The 15070-nt window shown below is 47.3% G+C and carries 27 protein-coding genes; 21 read left to right on the top strand and 6 right to left on the bottom strand.

The annotated features are described in order from the left end of the window. Nucleotides 1-200: 200 nt before the first annotated feature. The 6 genes from ACESLK_RS15230 to ACESLK_RS15205 form a co-directional block, all read right to left on the bottom strand. Entirely contained in the window at nucleotides 201-356 is a 156-nt protein-coding gene (locus tag ACESLK_RS15230; protein ID WP_373230395.1) for a hypothetical protein, read from the bottom strand. A gap of 31 nt (nucleotides 357-387) precedes the next feature. Next, entirely contained in the window at nucleotides 388-639 is a 252-nt protein-coding gene (locus ACESLK_RS15225) for a type II toxin-antitoxin system HicB family antitoxin (protein ID WP_373230394.1), read from the bottom strand. A 1-nt stretch (nucleotide 640) separates the two neighbouring features. Beyond that, nucleotides 641-868, bottom strand: coding sequence for a hypothetical protein (locus tag ACESLK_RS15220; RefSeq protein ID WP_373230393.1), 228 nt, complete (start codon nucleotides 866-868; stop codon nucleotides 641-643). Between the two features lie 3 nt (nucleotides 869-871). Further along, nucleotides 872-1645 (bottom strand): hypothetical protein, encoded by a 774-nt coding sequence (locus tag ACESLK_RS15215; protein WP_373230392.1) that lies wholly within the window; start codon nucleotides 1643-1645, stop codon nucleotides 872-874. A gap of 133 nt (nucleotides 1646-1778) precedes the next feature. After that, a complete protein-coding gene (locus tag ACESLK_RS15210) occupies nucleotides 1779-2054 on the bottom strand; it encodes a hypothetical protein (RefSeq protein ID WP_373230391.1) in 276 nt (91 codons plus the stop codon). Nucleotides 2055-2111: 57 nt separating this feature from the next. Beyond that, entirely contained in the window at nucleotides 2112-2369 is a 258-nt protein-coding gene (locus tag ACESLK_RS15205; RefSeq protein WP_373230389.1) for a helix-turn-helix domain-containing protein, read from the bottom strand. Between the two features lie 163 nt (nucleotides 2370-2532). On the opposite strand from ACESLK_RS15205, the gene ACESLK_RS15200 reads away from it, so the two are divergent. The 21 genes from ACESLK_RS15200 to biuH all read left to right on the top strand — a co-directional run bounded on the left by ACESLK_RS15200 (nucleotide 2533) and on the right by biuH (nucleotide 15060). Continuing rightward, nucleotides 2533-2781: a hypothetical protein gene (locus ACESLK_RS15200; protein WP_373230388.1), complete on the top strand. Its 249-nt coding sequence runs from the start codon at nucleotides 2533-2535 to the stop codon at nucleotides 2779-2781. Between the two features lie 63 nt (nucleotides 2782-2844). Beyond that, nucleotides 2845-3126 carry a hypothetical protein gene (locus ACESLK_RS15195; RefSeq protein WP_373230387.1) on the top strand — a complete coding sequence of 94 codons (282 nt, stop codon included), beginning with the start codon at nucleotides 2845-2847 and terminating at the stop codon, nucleotides 3124-3126. Continuing rightward, nucleotides 3123-3308 carry a hypothetical protein gene (locus ACESLK_RS15190; RefSeq protein ID WP_373230386.1) on the top strand — a complete coding sequence of 62 codons (186 nt, stop codon included), beginning with the start codon at nucleotides 3123-3125 and terminating at the stop codon, nucleotides 3306-3308. The genes ACESLK_RS15195 and ACESLK_RS15190 overlap by 4 nt, the downstream gene beginning before the upstream one ends. Then, on the top strand, nucleotides 3305-3649 hold the full coding sequence (locus ACESLK_RS15185; RefSeq protein WP_373230385.1) for a hypothetical protein: 345 nt from the start codon (nucleotides 3305-3307) through the stop codon (nucleotides 3647-3649). Before ACESLK_RS15190 ends, ACESLK_RS15185 begins: the two co-directional genes overlap by 4 nt. A 135-nt stretch (nucleotides 3650-3784) precedes the next feature. Continuing rightward, nucleotides 3785-3961, top strand: a complete 177-nt coding sequence (locus tag ACESLK_RS15180; RefSeq protein ID WP_373230383.1) for a hypothetical protein — start codon at nucleotides 3785-3787, stop codon at nucleotides 3959-3961. A gap of 817 nt (nucleotides 3962-4778) precedes the next feature. Further along, a complete protein-coding gene (locus ACESLK_RS15175; protein ID WP_373230382.1) occupies nucleotides 4779-5981 on the top strand; it encodes a DEAD/DEAH box helicase family protein in 1203 nt (400 codons plus the stop codon). A 16-nt stretch (nucleotides 5982-5997) separates the two neighbouring features. Next, the gene (locus ACESLK_RS15170; protein ID WP_373230380.1) at nucleotides 5998-6435 is read left to right on the top strand and encodes a hypothetical protein; all 438 of its coding nucleotides are present in this window, start codon (nucleotides 5998-6000) and stop codon (nucleotides 6433-6435) included. A 97-nt stretch (nucleotides 6436-6532) separates the two neighbouring features. After that, nucleotides 6533-6757, top strand: coding sequence for a helix-turn-helix domain-containing protein (locus tag ACESLK_RS15165; RefSeq protein ID WP_373230379.1), 225 nt, complete (start codon nucleotides 6533-6535; stop codon nucleotides 6755-6757). A gap of 147 nt (nucleotides 6758-6904) precedes the next feature. After that, nucleotides 6905-7291 (top strand): hypothetical protein, encoded by a 387-nt coding sequence (locus ACESLK_RS15160; RefSeq protein ID WP_373230378.1) that lies wholly within the window; start codon nucleotides 6905-6907, stop codon nucleotides 7289-7291. A 30-nt stretch (nucleotides 7292-7321) separates the two neighbouring features. Then, entirely contained in the window at nucleotides 7322-7531 is a 210-nt protein-coding gene (locus tag ACESLK_RS15155) for a hypothetical protein (protein WP_373230377.1), read from the top strand. A gap of 2 nt (nucleotides 7532-7533) precedes the next feature. Then, nucleotides 7534-7875 (top strand): cold-shock protein, encoded by a 342-nt coding sequence (locus ACESLK_RS15150; RefSeq protein ID WP_373230376.1) that lies wholly within the window; start codon nucleotides 7534-7536, stop codon nucleotides 7873-7875. After that, a complete protein-coding gene (locus ACESLK_RS15145; protein WP_373230375.1) occupies nucleotides 7872-8312 on the top strand; it encodes a hypothetical protein in 441 nt (146 codons plus the stop codon). The genes ACESLK_RS15150 and ACESLK_RS15145 overlap by 4 nt, the downstream gene beginning before the upstream one ends. Further along, nucleotides 8305-8937, top strand: coding sequence for a hypothetical protein (locus ACESLK_RS15140; protein ID WP_373230374.1), 633 nt, complete (start codon nucleotides 8305-8307; stop codon nucleotides 8935-8937). The genes ACESLK_RS15145 and ACESLK_RS15140 overlap by 8 nt, the downstream gene beginning before the upstream one ends. Further along, complete coding sequence (locus ACESLK_RS15135; RefSeq protein ID WP_373230373.1) at nucleotides 8934-9248, top strand: hypothetical protein; 315 nt, start codon at nucleotides 8934-8936, stop codon at nucleotides 9246-9248. The genes ACESLK_RS15140 and ACESLK_RS15135 overlap by 4 nt, the downstream gene beginning before the upstream one ends. Further along, nucleotides 9245-9508 (top strand): hypothetical protein, encoded by a 264-nt coding sequence (locus ACESLK_RS15130; RefSeq protein ID WP_373230372.1) that lies wholly within the window; start codon nucleotides 9245-9247, stop codon nucleotides 9506-9508. Before ACESLK_RS15135 ends, ACESLK_RS15130 begins: the two co-directional genes overlap by 4 nt. A gap of 85 nt (nucleotides 9509-9593) precedes the next feature. Beyond that, nucleotides 9594-9995 (top strand): HK97 gp10 family phage protein, encoded by a 402-nt coding sequence (locus tag ACESLK_RS15125; protein WP_373230371.1) that lies wholly within the window; start codon nucleotides 9594-9596, stop codon nucleotides 9993-9995. Nucleotides 9996-10019: 24 nt separating this feature from the next. Further along, nucleotides 10020-10424: a hypothetical protein gene (locus tag ACESLK_RS15120; protein ID WP_373230370.1), complete on the top strand. Its 405-nt coding sequence runs from the start codon at nucleotides 10020-10022 to the stop codon at nucleotides 10422-10424. Continuing rightward, nucleotides 10424-12085: a hypothetical protein gene (locus ACESLK_RS15115; protein WP_373230369.1), complete on the top strand. Its 1662-nt coding sequence runs from the start codon at nucleotides 10424-10426 to the stop codon at nucleotides 12083-12085. The genes ACESLK_RS15120 and ACESLK_RS15115 overlap by 1 nt, the downstream gene beginning before the upstream one ends. A gap of 70 nt (nucleotides 12086-12155) precedes the next feature. Next, nucleotides 12156-12575: a phBC6A51 family helix-turn-helix protein gene (locus ACESLK_RS15110; protein ID WP_373230368.1), complete on the top strand. Its 420-nt coding sequence runs from the start codon at nucleotides 12156-12158 to the stop codon at nucleotides 12573-12575. 37 nt (nucleotides 12576-12612) lie between these two features. Then, complete coding sequence (locus tag ACESLK_RS15105) at nucleotides 12613-12834, top strand: hypothetical protein (RefSeq protein ID WP_483862618.1); 222 nt, start codon at nucleotides 12613-12615, stop codon at nucleotides 12832-12834. 1530 nt (nucleotides 12835-14364) lie between these two features. Beyond that, the gene (gene biuH / locus ACESLK_RS15100) at nucleotides 14365-15060 is read left to right on the top strand and encodes a biuret amidohydrolase (protein ID WP_373230366.1); all 696 of its coding nucleotides are present in this window, start codon (nucleotides 14365-14367) and stop codon (nucleotides 15058-15060) included. Nucleotides 15061-15070: the final 10 nt, after the last annotated feature.

Here is a 15070-nt window from a genome sequence, read left to right as displayed (position 1 = left end):
TAAATAACAAAAGCCCCCATCGCTAATTCGCGTGAGAGCTTCGTTAATTCTTCGTTAGTATTTTGTTGTTCCGCGTAACCTCTTTATTGGGTAAATTTCGATCCGGCGGTCGTTCTCGATTATGCTTCATCGCGTTATCACCTCCTTATATCTCGTCATCGTAATAAAACGTACTCTCACCGCGAACGAAATAGTCGACGTCACCGTTTTTCGCTGCGTATCTTAACGTGAGTTTCCGTTACTTCTTCGACAAACCCGCAACCGACGCACTCATCGTCATCATCGACATAAACCGCAACAAGTCGGCGCTCGATTGCGGCTGTGCATAAATGTAATGTAGCGACTAGCGGCTTCATTTGCCAATGTACCTCCATGTTAGCGCGCGAACTAAAGCGCGGCTACGATAATCTCAACGTGTTCGTTCTCGTCTAATACCACGCGATCGGCTGGCGTTGGTTCCGGTATCTCATCGCCATCGCGAATCATACCACATAGATGTAGCGTAAGGCATTCCGCAGCCATACGTAGGGCTTCCTTGGGGTCATAGCCGCAAGTTAAAGCGCCTGGGAGATCCGGAAATGATACGGAGATGCCGTCGGATGCCGTATGGAATATCGCGGGATATGTATATTGCGCCATGTTATAGCTCCTTTTTCGGAAATCCGTATACGAATAAGATGACGCCAACAAACGTAAGGGCCGGCACGAATATATTATCGAAGAATCCCACGCTCACAGAGAACGAGGGATTTCCGCCAGTACGCTCAATCCCGTATGCTATTTTCGTCCCTACACGTTCGATCGCGTGAATGAATCCGGATGCGATAAGGAAAGCTGCGCCAAGCTTGCGATAATGATCGTTAGCCAACGTTTACATCTCCTTTGATTCAGAAACAGCTATACTTAATATTTGGCTTCTGTTAATGGTTAGCTCTAACGGCCAGGACAGTATTACATAAGGAATATCAATTGAGGATACTCCGTCATTTTTACTGATTTTGATAATGTAATCTCCTTTTCGAGTAATGCCTTTAAGATTACCGAAGACTAACTTCCCATTTATTAATGTAATCAATATCTTCTTATTGTTTTTCTTTCGAGGGATTATTCTGTTTAACTTTTTGTGTGTCTCGGTGGAGAGGAAATAGATAAGGTAAGAGAAGAGTAGCCAGAAAATGAGCAACGGAATTGGTTCGTTTTTAGGAGTAGCTGTAAAAACTGCATCTCCAACAAATAGGGCAGTATTAAAAAGAAAAATAATACCTACATATTGATGAATAACGTACATAGCATTGCTTCGAGGGAAAATGACACTTGTCAGCAAAGCGGATGTTAAATATATACTAAAAATTAGATAATTAATAATACCGAATAGTTCCGTAAAGTAGGAAATAGAAAAGGTAATAATAATCATTGTTATTGTACCGTATATTGAGAAATTGACTCTGTCTATGCTTGAATCGTGCTCCATTTTCTCTAATATGCTTTTTCTTCCAGTCAATCTAATTATCATAATAATAATTGGAAAAATAATTGCAGTTACTAACAGAGATATGATTCTGAACGCGATCGGGTCGTTAAACCATCCCATAAACTTCCCCCATAAAAATACATGTGTATTTATCATAAATTCGATATTTTCCATCAAATTCCTTTCAATAAAATAAAAGCCGAGCAGAAATCGCCCGACCTACGTATTGTATTTACCGTGTTTTGCACACACGTTTTACGCGCGCTAGGTTCCGCCGAGGGTTAACGGTGCGGGGCGGAGTGGGGCGCTAAATTGACGCCAAATATTGTAGTAACGCGGAAACTCCTTGAACTGCGGTAAATGTAACGATTGCCACTGTGAGCCAAGTCATAATACGCGAGGAACGATCGTTGGATTTCGCTGACTGTTCAATTTGCTTAGCGTGATAAAAATCCGCCAATATAGCATGAACTTCTGCGCTGCTCATACGTGCAGAGCCACCAGCATCCACGTTTTCAACGAATGACCGCTCGTCCTCCGTTAAATCGAACTTATCGAACATTCTAACTCGGTAGCCTTGCATAATTCAGCCTCCCAAAATAAAAACCGCAAAACAGGCGCGTTGCCGTTAGCGGTTCTCTTAGATGTTATCTGGTATGTACTCTATAATATCGTCAATTTTAACCGTTCTTGTTATGCCTCTTGCGCGAGCTTCTGTATTTAACGCATCGAGTAAATTAATCAATGTATCAATTTCGATTCTTTTAGTATCCCCGCTTACTAAATCGAGTACCGTAGCTGGCCGCGTTTTCGATTCGACCGCAATCTTATTCCGCGTAATACCCAACTCATCTAGCGTTTTCCCGAGGTTAAAACGTATCCGCATATTATCCGTCATTTCTAACGCTCCTCTATGTATTACCTACCATGATTATAACGCATAAAAACGGCACGCGTAAAACTTTTTGAACATTACTATTGACGTACTACTCCTGAAGTATTATAGTATGACTCAACAAGTAATACTCAGTACGTAATACTACTACAGGAGGTTTCATTTTATGAACATTCGCTACGTCCGTCACGTCACCGGTAATTTTATCGTAACTCTTCCCGCGCTCAACCAACGTATCGCCGTTCTTCCCGCCGTCATGTCCCGCATCGTAGGGACGCCGCCACGAGCTGTACTCGGTCAATGGGATATCAACGAGCTACAAGCCGCTAAGCTCGGTTTTCTAGTCAACGGACATCATCCGCGAATAACTGCTTCCCATTCGGAGGTGAACGAACGTGAACTTATCACTGCGTAGACGTATGATGGTCCGTTTTTGCGGAATGTTGTTATCGGAGCTGCTTCGCGGCATGATCGCGCGATGAGACGTTACCACATCCGCGAGTTTGACTTCTCCACCGGTGAGTTTAAGCCGGACGTAATTGTCGCGTTTTACTACGATGTTACAAGCGGCAGGTTTACGTTAAAACTCGTATCTTCACCGGTTAATGTCCGCCGCGATGAGGTTACCAAACGTGCGGCTACGTTCCGATCGATAACAGGCGTCAGAAAAGGCGTATACGTCGGCAAGCTCGTAATTTCTATCGAAAAATTGACGCAGCTTGGGTTCGTGCTTAAGCGGAAGGAGGCGACGGCAGCGTGAACAAACTTATCCGTCACATGGCGTTCTATCTACGCGCAGTCAATCGTTACAACGCGGCTCGCTTCGATATCATTCGTAATCGTTCCGTTAAAATTCCGCCGCCTTCACGTCCCGGTCGCTTATTCGCGTATAAGCTTGCGTTAAATGATCGGATAGAAACGGAGAGGGGCGCACCAGTATGAAAAAAGTAGCGTTGATTCACGGCCCTTACGATGACACCGGGGACATGACCGGTACGGCTTACGTAATGGAAATCGGCTATTTAGTTGACGACCGCCACGTTATGTACATAGATAGCTCCGGCGATTTATGGGTGCAGCCGGTCCGCCGCGTCGATGGTCGTAAAACGCTATATATTCCGTCTGATAGCGTGCCCGGCGCGAAGCTGGCAACGGGCGTCGAACGCGGCGACATTGTTATAAGCGAGATATATGCGCGACTGTCGGAGATGAACGGCTGGAGGTTCCTCGTTAACGTATTACTTCCGAGTGATAGCGTTATTGAGCTCGAGCTCGCTGAATGATTCCGCTTGAATAAGTGCCGGATGATAACCGGTCGAAACGTAGGGAACCGAAACCTCTACGTCGCGGATAATCGTTATTAAGGCGGTTATTCGCGTTTGTTTGAGTCCGTACCTGGGCGGCTGTAACCGTCCGGGATGGCTATGCGGGCTGCTTCATTCCGTCGATTCGTTTGGCGGCGAATTGACGGGCTTGTTACGGGTAAAGCGGCGGCAAACGCTCCGTATCGAGTTGTTTCGAAGTTTTACCACCCGGTCAAGAGCGATATTGTTACGATTGTTTCAAATGCTGTACAGAAGTCACTTCGCGGATAACTTGCGACTTCGATGTAAACGTGAGTCTATGGGGACGATAACGTCCCGGCGGTGTGGCAGCCGTCTTGGCGCGTACACTTACGGGGAAGGATGGGCGCTCAACTGCGGGCTCGAAACCGTTGGTCGGGCGCTTTTCTTCTGTTTATAAACGGTAATACGCGGAAATAGAACATACGTTTCGTTTATTGTTTTACGATAGTGTGCGGACGGGCTTCCGCTATACGGTTAACGTAATAAGCGGATTTATTTTCCGAGAGAGTGTGCGAACACACCGGTAACCAACGATTATCTACGTATGTCCCACTTTGCAGAGAGCCAACGGGTAGTAATAGTGAGCGGAGAGGGTGCGGTCATATGAATCTTATCGTTTGGTACTTACGAAGGCGCTGGCGGCTGTACCGTGCGTTTCCCCTTTAATTCCGATTAATCCGCTATGATATCCGTTTCCATATGTGGTCCGATTAAATTACGTCTTATTCTTCTCTTACGGAGAAACGCCGAAAACCCGCGCCACTACAACGTTTCTTAAGCGATTTAGGGAGCGCGATTCCCTAGCGTAGGTAACATATATTCATTCGCGAAATGGTTTAACTCGCGGATGGTGAATTGACGGAGCGGTTTTCTCCGGCAAGAGGGCTTCTTGTCCGAGAAGTGCACTCATCCAATTCATACGTCCAAGGCGAAAACCACGCCTCGAACGTGACTATATCTATTAATCGTATATAACTCGCGTAAAGAGGATGCGTAAGCATCCGTAGTAAACACGCAAAGATAACCGTAGCACGTATGACTACTAAATATTTACAGGAGGACTCGCGTGCAAAAAATAACAGTTGTTGATAGTGTAATGGGCAGCGGAAAGTCCACATGGGCGATCCAACATATGAACGAAGATCGAAACGCGTCCGAGCGGTTTATCTATGTTACGCCGATTAATACGGAGGTTGACCGGATAAAGGAGGCGTGTCCCGCTCGCGGTTTCCATAGTACGAACCTCGACAAGTATAACGGCCGTAAGATGCACGTTGCTAAGGAGTGGCTACAGGACCGCGCCAACATTTGCACAACACACTCTCTATTCCGCGCGGCTGATCCGGAGTTCTTAGCGTACGTACGTGACGGGAATTATACGCTGATACTCGACGAAGCTATGTCGGTTATCGAGATAGCGGACGTCAAGGAAACGGATATCGAGACGCTAGTTAAGGCGGGCAATATCGAATTTGAATCGGATGGGCGCGTCAAATGGTTAAACGATGACTACGACGGCCGATTCATTGATATCAAGGCATACGCGAAGGCGGGAACACTATTCCATCTAAGCGGAAAGATGTTCATACGGGCATTTCCGGCAGAGGCGTTCCGTGCATTCTCGAAGGTGTATTGCTTAACGTATTTGTTTAAGGCGCAGCAGCAGCGTTGTTACTTTGATATGCACAGTCTGGAATACGAAGTAAAGGCGGTCGGTCGGGCGTCAGACGGTGCGCTCCGGCTCGTAGAGCACGATGAAAAAGCGGAAGGACGCGCGGAACTGTATTCGATGATCGACATTTACGACGGATCACTTAATGAAGTCGGGAAAAGGGATAAAGCGATGTCGTCAAATTGGTTTGCGAAGTCCACTACGCTAGAGGATCGGAGGACGCTTCAACGGGCATCCCGCAATTATTTAATGAACGTACAGAAGGCGCGAGTATCTGATGCGTTGTGGACGACGAAGAAAAGTGCATTCAAAGTCAAGGACTACGACAGCGCGTTTGCTCCGGTAAATTGCCGCGGTACGAATGATTTTGCTGCTACATGGGCGCTTGTTTACGCATATAACCGTTTCGCAAATCCGGAAGAGCGGATGTTCTTCGCTAAATACGGAATAACGGTAGATGAGGACACGCTCGCAGTCAGCGACCTCCTTCAATGGATATGGCGTTCGCGCATCCGAAATGGTCAGCCGATCAGTCTGTACTTACCGTCGAGCCGTATGCGTTCGCTCTTGCTAGCGTGGAGTCGTTACGAAATCTAAACGGAGGGGGCGCCATATGGAGCCGGGAGAAGGCGCGATCGAATACGCACGATCACTCGTAAACGGCCTCAATCGCGAACAAGCCGCCATTGTCCTACGAAAGCGTCCGGACGACCCACGGGTTAAATGTTGCTCTTGCTGCGGTTACCACTTCCGCGATCAAACGCGACCGGGAAACGCTAAAACATGCGGGGAATCGTGCAAACGAGCGGTAAAAACGTGGCAGAGGCACATACAACGCGGGAAAGACTGGTCAGCCAAACCGAAGAAGAAAATACTCTACTATGATTGGTTTGAATATCCGTTCTGGATAAACGAAAGGGCGATGCTGTATCACGCGTGGAGCTACGATAGCCCGAAAGATCCGGATAAGATAAATCAAATATTAGCAGCTCGCCAGCGTTGTGAGCGCTTTGGAGGAAAGCGGAAACCAATAAGAAGAGTAGAGTATTAGCTGGCGACAAAAATACATATAGGGAAGGTAGAAAGAGACCAGTCCCGGCCTTATTTTTAGGTTCAGTTGTTAACATTTTATAAGGGGGTCTACATTAGTGAAAGGAGAAACGGTTCGCGCGATCCGCGTCTATCACGAATTAAGCCAGAATAGCATGGCCGCGCAGCTCGGTTTGACGGCGGGGTACCTTTGTATGATTGAATCGAACAAACGAGCTGTATCGGATGTCGTAAAACTAAAAATTGCGCAGCGCTACGGGGTCGATGACTCGTTAATCGAAGCGTTACGCCGATCGAGTTTAATCAGTAAGCTCACGGTTTAATAGGCGAAAACGTAATTAGTCGGATGAATGGAGTCCGGCTTATTTTGCGTGTCTTACGAGCGGACTCAAAATGCTTGGGCTACACGACCGGTAAAAATCCGAAGACGGGCGTAGACGGTCAGCGATCCGCATAAGGGAACGGTTGTAATGACAGTAACGGAGGAAGACGGATTTACACTTATTACTTATCGCGAAGACAAGCGGCCACTGAAACTCGCACTTTACGTAATCGACAGTTTCGAACGCGAAATGACATTGAATAGTGTTATCGAATTCATCGAGCGCGAAGCGAACGCACCCTCTCACATTGCAAATATGGAACCGGCGAAATTTTGGGCGTTAGTCGAACGCATATCGACGCTATTCTGCCGTGCATTCTCGCCTACATTGAATTGGGGCGTCACCAAACCGGAAATTAGGGGCGCCGTCTACTTCGTAATAAACGAGGGGATGCGGGCGGGTGCGTGGCCTGACGATTACACCATGACGCAGTCAACGTTTGTACAGTACAGCGAAGTGGGATGCGATGAGTAACGCACGATAAGAGGAAGGCGGTGCCGGCCGATGAAGTTTAAGCCGCGAACGTTCGTCAATCCAATTGTCGTAACCGCGATCGAACCGTTTGACAACGGCCATAAAAAGCGAGTAACAGTGACGGATACACGCGACGGTACTCGAAATGAAATTATCTTCGGAGATTCCGTGTCGGATCGGTTAATACGGATAAAGGCGCCATTTCTTGTATCTAAAACGAAGCAAAAACGGGGGATATAAAAATGAATAAATTTAACAGCGTATGGGATGGTCTTAAAGGACCGGAGATGGACGAAATAAACGCGCTGATCGGTCCGAACCTCGGCATGTCACCGCGTAAAAAAGCAGAGCCAGTACCAGAAGAACCGGAAGATCCGAACAGGCTGCTCGGCCGGATTACGAAATATAACGAGGCGCGAGGCTTCGGGTTCATACAAGCGGAGGACGATACGGAATATTTTATCCACGCATCTGCGTTCGCTGAAGGTGTGGAAGTTTGGCGGGGAGCTCGTGTGTCGTTCGAATTGTCGAGAAATATCCAGACAGGAAAGACAAGCGCGGTTAATGCGAGGTTTATGCGATGAGGCCGGTCGTACGATTAGTCATCGCGGAGGTCGAGGGGCTTCCGTTTATGGCCGCTAACTATTACGATGAGCGCGGTCAACATGCGGATATGGTGTTAAAGCCCGTAACGGATAACGTTATCCTGCGACACACAATCGCGGAATTAATGCGTATCCACGAAGTCCAATCCGTCGACTTGTTTACGGACAGTGAGGATGCATTTAAGGCGTTCTTACCGGCTGCCGGAATCAACGTTCATTACGAGACTAAGGCGGAGTTGCGGGACGTTTACGCGAACCTACTTCCGGAGAGTCCAGTGTTCGCGATGACTCGCGAGCTTTGGTTTCCGGACAAGCCCGCGCAAGATTCAGAGTCACACGAAGAAACAGAAACGCATCGTCCGTCGTTTATGCGGCGGCTTATTCAATTTATAAAGGGAGTGTTTACGCGTGATTAAGTTCGAACTACGAGAAAAGTACGACGCGCAGGACGCTAGATTTTCGGAGATTAGAACGCGGTACGAGCAAAAAGTTAAAGACGCAGGAACTCGCCTTGCCGACTTAAAGGCCGAGCAGGAAGCTTTACTTAGACAAGAGTTTTCCACTGGTAAAGACCTTTCCGCGGATAAGGAGCGAATCCGGGCGAGTATCGAAGAGGCGGTGCGTGCGCTCACGTCGGCGGAAGCGGAGTCCCGACAGGCGAATGATTACGCTCGAACTGCAAGCGGGGAGGGCCGCATCTCAGTACGGGATTTAACAAAAGAATGGAACGGTCCATATCGTGATCAAGTCAGAGAAAAAGAACTCCGACCGATCGCCGACCGTATGGCTGCGGCACGTGAGGCTTACCTAAACTCAGTACTCGATTATTACGACCTTATAGATGATTATTCAGACCTGTACCGAGTGGTTAGAGAGAACGCAAGCCAAGACCGTCAAGCAGACGGTTACCTATATGCTCGTGAAATCGCAACACTCATTGATTTACCACGCATCACGGATGACGACCTATCGTATACAAGTACACGGCGCCAGCTACCGGTTGGAGTAAACCGCATTTCGAGCGGAGGTAAGTCGAAATGAATCAGAGCCAAATAGCGCAAATCGTTAAGGAGATGTCGCAGAAAGTTACAGACGGCACGGAGTTAACACGCGATGACGTCAAACGAATGGCGGAAGCAGCGCGTAGGTCGGGTAAAATCGAACACCGCGCACTCTATTCGGCGGTTCGTTCGTTGTTACCGGTGCCTGCGGAGGGTGACGAGAAGATTACGGAAGATGAAATTAAGGAAGCGGCGGAGAAGGCGCGCAAGTCAGGGCGCATTGAAGACCGCGTGAGCTACGTGGCAATCAAGACTAAATTACAAGAACAAGAGGAGAGTGCAAATAAATGAGAACATTAAATAACGGAGTAGTTACGGTCATCGACGGCGACGAGGTAGTTGTAAATAGGACAGCCGGAATCGATATGAACGCACCGTATTGGGAATACGTAGGCACGGACGGTGTAACTGTTCGCGTGGACGTATCCTCGCATAGACCGAATATGGACGTATTGGCCGGTCTATATCAGAAAGCATACGCGAGTAAACGTCCGGAGGATGCCGCAGCGTATGTTCGGCACAAGACGCGCGTGCTGGCGCTATTCAGCTAAACGAAATATATACGAAGGGCGCTCCGATATGGGGCGTCTTTTTGATGCGGAGGGAAGACCAATAGCGAATAATTTCGATATTGATATGAGAAGATTTCGTAGAGCTATTCAAGCCATGCCTGAGGTGTTACTCAAGGGTGCTAAGCGAGGGATGCACGACGCGCTGGATGAGTGGAAAGCTGAAGCTGTTGACGTAGCTCCGATAAAAAGTTCGACGTTGAGACGATCGATTCACGCTAGCGATATAAAACGTCGCGGGGGATTGAATCTGGAAGGCGAGTTGTCAGCAAGTGCTGTTGAGACTATCAGCGGCAACCGGTTTAACTACGCTTATTACATCCACGAACAAAACGCGGGAGGCAAGCGTTTGCGGACGGCGGGAACCGTTAAGAAGTTCCTAGAGGTTCCGCTCGAGCAGAATGACGAAAAATGGGTCCGGCAGATAGAAAGCGAGATCGAGACGGAGTTAAGACGCCACGGGTGGTAGTTGATTAAAGAGGAGGCAATACGAATGATAACGGAAAAACTGTACGCTGAAGTTAGTCGCATAGTCGGTAGTATCCAACCGTTAACCGGAGCATATCTGAAGACAAGGGTCGAAGGTGTAGAACGTGGGGATATCAAACTGGCACAGCTCAAACTAGACCTTCGGATAGCGGCGGGAAAATTTGACCAGGCACATGCAGAACTAAACGCCATTAGATTTCCTAGATTCCGCCAACGCTTTGAATTTGCGAAGTTTACCGCGGGGATACAGCACTATAACCGTGCCATCCCGCTAATAATAGAAGCGGTTGAAACCGGTAGCGCTACGTTATGGCGAAAAGTTGATGGAAAATTAGCGGCGGCAGCACGCGCGAATGATAACTATATCAGCTTCGTTTACCGCGATCGCACGGAAGGCAGGCGAAGCTAATGGCGTTCGATTTAACGGCACGACTCCGATTAATTGATGGCATGTCCAGTCAGTTAAGGCGAGTCAATAACTCGCTAATAAGTTCAATAGGTACTGTCGGGAAATACTCGGTGGCGATCGGCGCTATCGGGGCGGCATATGCTTCGACTCAAGCAGCGGCGGGTTTGTTTAATAAAACGATAAAAGCCGCGGCCAATTATGAGATGAAGGAAGTTACCGTTAACGCAATGTTCGGTAAAAACCACCTCAAAAGTGCGAAGGAATATTTTGATCTCATAGAGAGTCGCTCAGCAGCGTCAATGTTTTCGCAAGACGATTTCCTCGAGGCGGGTAAGTCCTTTATCCCAACGACTAAAGACACCGCGCAAATTGCGAAGATGGTCAACTTAGCTGAGCGTCTCGGCGCGATCGATCCGGCGCAGGGTTTAACCGGAGCCTCATACGCGTTGAAGGAGTTCTTCGGAGGCGATGCGGTTTCACTCGTAGAGCGGTTCGAGCTGCCGCGTAAAGCGATGAATGAGATAAAAAATCTACCGCTTAGTAAACAGTTAAAAGCGTTAGATAAGTACCTTGACGGAATCGGAGCGACGAACGATCTTATTAACGCACAATCAGCGACGACGATCGGTCAGTATAAAAAATCGGTAGCGTCCATTAATAAAGCGTTCCGTGAGATGGGTACGGAGGGGCTGGCGTATGTTAACCCATTGCTCGAAGACTTTAATAAGTATTTGAAGAGCACGGATTTCCAACGGTTCAAGACTACCGGTATTCGGGTATTCGGTGAGTTTTCAAAGGGTGTAGCGGACTCTATTCGAAGCGCGGGTAATTACATCAACTCACACTTCCTTAATAATCCGGCTTTTCAAAATTTAAAGACTCCTAGAGCTAAGGTAGGCTTTATATTCGATGATATTATGGCGACGTTCAATGGGTGGCTAAACGCCGGGGGCCGAGACAGCATTACCAAAGTTGCTACGGATGCCATCAATCTAATCGGAGGTGCGCTTAAAGCCTCGGAACCGTTAATCGACGCAGCTAAAGGCGTAGGGATAGCGGTTGGACAAGGTATGCTCGACGGGATGAAGGAATTCGCGAAAACAAATGCGGAACTCGCTGCACTTATGACCTTTATGGCGACTCCTGGATCTTTACCGGTAAAACTAGTCGCAGCGGGGGCAGTGATGGCAACACCAGGCGTTGCGGGTACCGTTGGAGATATAAAAGATCCAAATATGTCGTTATCGGACAAGTTGGAGAATTTAAGTTCAAGGCTCACGGGTCGTTCGTATCTTGAGGGAAAGTTTTCAAAATCTCCCAAGCAAACCTATGATACTTGGAATTTTACACCGCCAGCGGCTTTGCTCCAACCGAAGACATTACCTATGGTATCTCCGGAGTCTAATAACATACTTCCATTCACATCGTTAGTTCCAGGATTCGCGTCCGGGTTAGACAACGTTCCATACGATAATTTTCCAGCGAGATTACACGCCGGCGAAACGGTACTTACGCGTACCGAGGCGACTGCTTATCGTGAAGGTAATGGCGGTAATAGTGGCGGTTCTCGTCCGCTTGTTATGGTCCAAAATTTGAACGTACGCAATGACGGAGACATCGATAAGATTGCCGGTAAGTTAGCGCATCTATTGGCGATGTAATAATGTACGGAGTCAGTGGCGGGCTAATCACCGTTGCCGGCTTCGTTTTATAACGAGAGGGGACGTTTATATGTCAATTAAAACACTAAATGCGGATCACATGACCGCTATTCAATATCTCGCTTTACCGAAGTCTCAGCGGCCAACTATCGAAGAGATAGCGGCAGAGTGTCGTGTTAGTAAATCGACTCTGTACGCGTGGATGAGAGAACCGCTATTCGAATCGGCGCTTAAGAGCCAGATGGTCCGTTATGCGCAAGATGATTTACCGGAGTTAGTTTCGTCTATAGCGCGTATGGCAATTCGAGATTCATCCGCAGCTATGGCAAAACTCGCGCTCCAAATGCACGGTATGCTTTCGGATAAAGTCGAGCTTCAAACGTCAATCACATCCGCAGATAGCGGTACTACCGATGTCGAGGCGTTAAAGGCACGTATCATGGCATTACAGGGGCGGTCACATGCGACAGAAGAAACGCCCATTTCGTAGGTTGCCGCTAGATGAGCGCCATTACCGCGCGATCGAGTTGCTGGCGGGCCTACGGGATAACTACGGTGATGTGGCGCAGGCAATCGGAGTAAGTCGTATGACGTTATATCGCTATCGTAAGCGCGCGGACTTTAGACGAGAGCTGCGAAAGGCGACCGCTAAGCTACTCAACGCGCAGCACCGTGAACTAAAACGTAGGTTCGCGCTGATCACGAATGCGGACGTCGCATGGTTACTGCAGCGCATTGAAATCGTATAGACTCACGTAAATGGCGGAGAGGCTACGTAGGGCGTGCGATGGGTGGCGGATTAATCCGTTACTAAAACGGACAAACCGCGGAATACTGTGCACGGAGCTCCTGGCGCGTGACCTCTCCGAAATCTTTCGGAATGGCGTATATTTATACGTAATGGGGGTATAAAAACGAACCAATTCCCGATGTATAAACGGATCGATCGCGTGTATAGGTGGGAAAGCGCATGGTTATGCGGATGTTGGCGCGCTTCTATACCGTTATGATTACCAATCATCTAGGTACGCGCCTGTATAATGTTGCATAAAGCACTGACCCCCCAAGGGGGTACATCCAGGCGGCCTTTTTAGGTGTTCGGAGTTTCCGCGTATCATTTTTTAACTCGGGGACATGGTGAACATAAGTGGTCTGTAAAATGAGAAAAGACCTAGACAGGTTCATCTAGGTCCTTCGAGTTAATATAAGTGCTATGATTTACAGTGTTCTGATACCGTTGAGCCACTTCTAATATGTGGCCCGAACCAAACGCGTCCATACCGAGTGTTTTTGAAATGTCCTTTTACTGGGTGTGCGCATCTTTCGTGCTGAATAACATGTGTTCCTCTTGGATAGCTACAAACCATTTCGGGTTCCTCCTTACCTAATTTAGTAGGCAAGGATATGCAAAGTTGAGGTGTAAGAATTATATTAATAATCCGCCATTCCTATCACAAACTGTGTTAATTCTAGACGATTTATTCATCACCAGACAATTATCGTATTATGTATCCGCAAAATTAACTATTGCGCGCTCTATGGATGTCTGCTAAGATAAAAACCGTAAGTCCTACATACGGCGTCTGCCAATTTACGAATCGTACTGATGTCTCACCATCAGATACTAAAACAACTAGTCTTCAAAACTAGACATACTTACCCCTATTACTAATATAGCATTTTACTGATGCTAGAGTCAATAGGGTTATTAAGAATCTTTAATATTTCAAAAAAAAATGAGCGCTTACCTTCGGAGTTTATCCGTTCTGTAGGCGCTTTTTTGCGTCTTAACAGTAGTTATTGATTCCGCACCATCTACGCTATATAATAGGTAATAATACGAATAACGTAGGTGTAACGGAATCAGTTCGGTATGTGAGCGTAAGCAAACGTAGATACAGCGGGTTTTTACGGGTACAAGCGGCGAAAAACGTGACTCGAAATCAACTAGGCGTCGCGAGGCGTGCGTGGGTTCGACTCCCACTCTCTCCGCCATTACTTAATCCTTACTATTTTTTGAATCATCGAAACGGTACTGCTAGATGATTACTGATACATAACTAATTAACCTTCTACATGAATTGTGGGAGGTTTTTTGTTGTATAAAAAAGCTAATGTAAACAAATGCAGGGTAAAAAACGGTCGATTGTGTGCGAATGATAATAAATATCCAATTATTATATGGATCGCTTACAATGACTCCCATATATATGTGTTATATAATATAACAAGATGCTTAATGTAAATAACACAAATATAACATTATGGGAGTGAAAATAATGTTTATTGAAGCAAACCCATATGCGTTCCCTTTCGATGGTGAGCTAAGAGCCGATAATACCGCCCTTATTATCATCGATATGCAAATCGACTTTTGCGGCAATGGCGGATACGTTGATCGGATGGGTTATGAGCTATCCTTGACTCGTCGCGCCATTGATCCAATTAAGGATTTACTAACTGTAACCCGGAAGATTCCTGGCTTTACAATTATTCATACAAGAGAAGGACATCGTCCTGACTTGACCGATTTACCGGCGAATAAAAGATGGCGCAGCAAGCAAATTGGTGCTGAGATTGGATCGGCAGGTCCAATGGGCAGAATTCTCGTTCGCGGCGAACCTGGCTGGCAAATAATCGAGGAATTGGCCCCGTTGCCAGATGAGGTCATTATTGATAAGCCGGGCAAAGGCAGCTTCTATGCGACAGATTTGGACCTCATTCTTCGGACCAAAGGTATTCGAAACTTGATTCTAACGGGTATTACGACTGATGTGTGCGTGCATACGACGATGCGTGAAGCGAACGATCGCGGTTACGAGTGCTTGATACTAGAGGACTGTACGGGGGCGACGGATTCTGATAACCATTTGGCTGCTTTGAACATGGTAACGATGCAAGGGGGCGTATTCGGCAGCGTGTCCGATTCAGTTAAGGTTGCAGAGGTGCTTAGGAGGTTAACCGTAAGCGTGTAAACAACCAATA

This window comes from Cohnella sp., from assembly GCF_041640265.1.
GTDB lineage: Bacteria > Bacillota > Bacilli > Paenibacillales > Paenibacillaceae > Cohnella.
Note: the sequence above shows the minus strand (reverse complement) of the source record. Positions and strands in the feature narration are given on the sequence as shown.